The following is a 4097-nucleotide window of genomic DNA, read 5'->3' as shown; positions in this document are numbered from 1 at the left end:
TCGGTGACGGTCGCGGCGTACTTCGAGACCGCGGTCAGCATGCCGAGCTGGTCCTTGGTCTCGTGGATGAAGCCACGGCCCTGACCGAGGTACTCGCTGTCGATCTGGCCGGTGATGTGGAGGACCGAGGTGCCGGCGGAGAGGGCCTCGATCAGCGAGCCGGCGGCGTTCCCGGCGCCGGTGCCGGTGGAGGTGAGCGCGCAGCCGAGGGTGCCACGGGCGCGGCCGTAGGCGTCGGCGGCGTTGACGGCGCTCGCCTCGTGCCGCACGGGCACGAAGCGCAGGTCGCGGTCGACGGCCTCGACCAGCGGCAGGTTGTGCACGCTGACAATGCCGAAGACGGTGTCGACGCCGAGCGCGCGGAGCGTGGCGACCAGCAGGTCGCCGCCGTTGGGCGTGGTCATGGGTGGGGCTCCTGGGGCTGGTGGGGCGCGGGGGGTCAGGCGGCGTGGCTGATGCCGCCGCAGACGTCGACGCTGATGCCGGTGATGTAGGAGGCGCGCGGGGAGAGCAGGCCGGTGACGGCGTAGGCGACCTCCTCGGCGCGGCCGAGGCGGCCCAGCGCGATGCCCCGGTCGGCGGCGAGGGCGGCCTGCCACGCGTCGTAGCTCCGGTCCGTCTCCGCGGCCCGGTACCGCCGCTCCCACTGGCCGGTGTCGATGAGGCCGAGGCAGACGGAGTTGACCCGGACACCGTCGGCGGCGAGTTCGCGGGAGAGCGACTTGGAGAGGTTGAGGATGCCGGCCCGGGCGGCGCTGGTGGTGATCAGGCGGGGCGAGGGCTCCTTGGCGAGCACCGCGTTGATGTTGACGACGGCGGCCGCGTCGGAGCGCCTCAGCAGCGGCAGGGCCGCCTTGAGGGGGTTGAGGACGCCGTCGAACTTGAGCTCCAGCTCGTCGCGCCAGTCCTCGGTGGTGCACTCGGCGAACGGCTTCATCCGGGACTGCCCGGCGTTGTTGACCAGGCCGTCCAGCGCGCCGAACCGCTCCCGCACGCCGTCCACCATGCGGGCGACGGCCTCGGCGTCGCGGATGTCGCAGACCGTGGTGTGCAGCCGCTCGTGCGGGCCGATCCGCTCCAGGGCCTCGGGGCGCCGGCCGCAGGTGGCGACCTGGGCGCCCTCGTCGAGCAGCATCCGGACGGTGGCGAGGCCGACGCCGGAGCTGCCGCCGGTGACCAGCACCGTGCGGCCGGTGAGTCCGAGATCCATCGTGCTGTCTCCTGGAGAAGGTCAGTGCATCGTGAAGCCGCCGTTGACGGCGACGGTCTGGCCGGTGAGGTAGCGGGACTCCTCGGAGAGGAGGAAGGCGATGAGTCCGGTGAGGTCGTCCGGCTGCTGGGGGCGGGAGATGGCCCGGTTGAGCCGGTAGAGCGTGTGCCGTTCCTCGGGGATCCGCTCGGAAGACTCGCTCTCGGTGAGCCCGGGGGCGACGGCGTTGACGGTGATCCCGTGGTCGCCGGTCTCGCGGGCCATCGCCCGGGTGAGGGCGATCAGGGCGCCCTTGGAGGCGATGTAGTGCGCGAGGCGCGGGGAGCCGTAGAGGGCGGCGTCCGAGGCGACGTTGACGATGCGTCCGGCGCCGTTCGCGAGGATCAGCGGGAGCAGCGCCTTGGCGACCAGCCAGGGGCCGCGGGCGTTGACCGTCATGATGCGGTCGAAGTCCTCGACCTCGATCTCGTGGAAGTACCGCCCGCCCACGGCGTCCGCCAGGCCCGCGTTGTTGACCAGGCCGTACAGCGTGCCGCCCGTCAGCCCACCGACGGCGGCGGCCATCTCCGCCACCGACGCCGGGTCGCCGACGTCGCAGCGGACGAAGTCGGCCGCCAGGCCCTCGCCGCGGAGTTCGGCGACCGCCTTCTCGCCCCACTCCTCGCGGAGTTCGGCGACGACGACGTGGAATCCGTCGGCGCCGGCCCGGCGGGCCGTGGCCAGTCCGAGGCCACGGCCGGCGCCGGTGACGACGACGGTGCGCCGCTCAGTCACGGGTGACGCCGTACAGCGGCGAGTACTCCGGGTAGGTCGGCACCTGCGGCTTCTGCGTGCCGATGATCACGCAGAACAGCGCGTCGGTGTCGCCCTCGTTCTTCAGCGAGCGGGTCACGCCGGCCGGGACGACGATCATGTCGCGGTAGCCGAGGGTGCGGTACTCGACCTCGTCGGCGCCGCGGTGGATGCCGACGCGGACCTGGCCCTCCAGGACGAAGAACGCCTCCTCCACGTCGTGGTGGGTGTGGGCCGGCCCCTCGGCGCCCGGGGGCAGCAGCATGTTGGAGAAGGTGAAGCCGCCGGACGGGATGATGCGGGAGTCGTCCTCGTGGTTGCCGGTGGCGCCGGAGCCGACGTAGCGGATCTGGGCGCGGCGGTACTGCGGGCCGGCCTTCTCCTGGAAGGAGAGGGTGCCCCAGTCGGGGTCGCGGGAGTCCTTGCTCGCGATGAGCTGGTCGGTGTACTTGGCGAGGTCCCCGCCGTTGTCGTACTCGGTGGTGGTGAGAGGCATGACTGCTCCTGTTCGCGGTGTTCGGTGCGGGAGGTGGGGGTCGGGTGGGGGTCAGTCGGACTCGGGGAGCCGCGCGGCGATCCGCAGATGGGCGCGGACCCAGTCGTTGAAGGCGGCGGGCTGCTCCTGGTTGGCCAGGTGGCCCGCGCCGGTCATGATCACGAAGACGCCCCGCCGCATCGCGCCGGCGATGACCTGGCTCTCCTCGATCCCGGTGATCCGGTCGTCCTCACCGCACAGCACCAGGGCGGGCGCGGTGATGCTCTCCAGCTCCCTGGTGAGGTCGGTGGCGGCCATGGACTCGGCGGCGTGGGCGTAGCCGGGCAGGCGGATCGCGTCGGCCATGATGTCGACGGCCCTGCCCACCTGCTCGGGGGTGGCCTGCGGCGAGAGCAGGCGGGGGGCGCGCTGCTCGGCGAAGGCCCGGGGGCCGGCCTCGGCGAGCTGCCCGCCGCGGGCCCGCATGGCGGCGGCCTTCTCCTGGTCGGCGCCGGAGCCCCGGGTGGAGTCGGCGATCACCAGGCTGGCGACCAGCTCCGGGTGGCGCACGGCGAGCCGCATGGCGATCACGCCGCCCCAGGAGACGCCGACGACATGGGCGCTGCCGCCGCGTTCGGCGATCAGCCGGGCCGCGGTGTCCGCGTAGTCGTCGAGGGTCAGCGGGCCGTCGGGATCGGGTGACCTGCCGTAGCCCGGGGCGTCCCAGGCGACCACCCGGGCCACCGGGGCGAGGCCCTCGAGCTGGGCGGCGAAGGAGGCGGAGGAGGAGCCGATGCCGTGCAGGCACAGCACCAGCGGTCCGTCCTCGCCGGCCTCCTCGACGTGCACCGGCGTCCGCGTCGTCGCTGTCCGGGTCGTCGCTGTCCGGGTCACAGGATCTGTCCCTTCCGTCCGGTGAGGGCGCCGATGCCGCGCAGCACCGCGTGCGGGACGACCTGGCTGGTGGCGGGGTTGGCGGGGTCGGGGGCGTGGTTGACCTCGAAGCGGTAGTGCCCGTGCGGGCCGGACGCCTCGACGACGTGCCGGGTCAGGGTGGCCGCCGGGTCGGCGACCACGCGGACCTCGACCTTGTCCGGGTCGCCCACCGCGAGGGCCACCGAGGCGGCCACGTTGGTGGAGCGGGGGAACCTGACCGGGACCTCGCGGGCGGTGGCGCACATGACCTCCACCGGCCCGGTGGCTCCGCGCAGCCGCGACAGCAGTTCCTCGTCCATCCACGGCTGTTCGAGGGTGCCCGGCAGTTTGGTCGTGGTGAGCCGGACCTCGGTCAGCTCGCCGAGGCCGCGCACCGCCTGGAGCAGGTCGAGGCCGCCGACCGCGCCGCCGGTGAAATAGACCCGGCCCGGGCCCGTCGCGTGCAGCTGCGCCGCGAGGGCGTCGTCGGTGAGGGCGCCGGTGGACGCCACCAGCAGGTCGGTGCCGGAGGCGAGGATGCGGACGCCCCACTCGCGGACGAAGCCCTGTCCGGCCGCCTCGACGATCAGGTCGCAGACCTCCAGCGCCTCGGCTATCGGGCACTGCGGGGCGGCGGCGTCCGGCCGGGGCCGGTTGTCGATCACACGGGTCAGTTCGGCCCCCGGCACCTCACCGGCGGCCAGC

Annotated in this window: 6 protein-coding genes; all 6 read right to left on the bottom strand. The window is 73.6% G+C overall.

The annotated features are described in order from the left end of the window. Positions 1–404, bottom strand: a 404-nt coding sequence (locus HW445_RS20825; protein WP_257231199.1) for a thiamine pyrophosphate-binding protein, incomplete at its 3' end; no start/stop codon positions are given. Between the two features lie 35 nt (positions 405–439). Further along, positions 440–1210, bottom strand: a complete 771-nt coding sequence (locus tag HW445_RS20820; protein WP_180222500.1) for an SDR family oxidoreductase — start codon at positions 1208–1210, stop codon at positions 440–442. A 21-nt stretch (positions 1211–1231) separates the two neighbouring features. After that, on the bottom strand, positions 1232–1984 hold the full coding sequence (locus tag HW445_RS20815; RefSeq protein WP_180222499.1) for an SDR family oxidoreductase: 753 nt from the start codon (positions 1982–1984) through the stop codon (positions 1232–1234). Continuing rightward, on the bottom strand, positions 1977–2498 hold the full coding sequence (locus tag HW445_RS20810) for a cupin domain-containing protein (RefSeq protein ID WP_180222498.1): 522 nt from the start codon (positions 2496–2498) through the stop codon (positions 1977–1979). Before HW445_RS20810 ends, HW445_RS20815 begins: the two co-directional genes overlap by 8 nt. Before the next feature lie 51 nt (positions 2499–2549). After that, positions 2550–3371, bottom strand: coding sequence for an alpha/beta fold hydrolase (locus HW445_RS20805; RefSeq protein ID WP_308799595.1), 822 nt, complete (start codon positions 3369–3371; stop codon positions 2550–2552). After that, a complete protein-coding gene (locus HW445_RS20800; protein ID WP_257231198.1) occupies positions 3368–4096 on the bottom strand; it encodes an aspartate dehydrogenase domain-containing protein in 729 nt (242 codons plus the stop codon). Before HW445_RS20800 ends, HW445_RS20805 begins: the two co-directional genes overlap by 4 nt. Between the last annotated feature and the right edge of the window lies 1 nt (position 4097).

It is taken from the genome of Streptomyces sp. UH6 (genome assembly GCF_013421635.1).
Classification (GTDB): domain Bacteria; phylum Actinomycetota; class Actinomycetes; order Streptomycetales; family Streptomycetaceae; genus Streptomyces; species Streptomyces abyssomicinicus.
The sequence above is the reverse complement of the archived record's forward strand: the minus strand, read 5'-3'. Positions and strand labels throughout refer to the sequence as shown.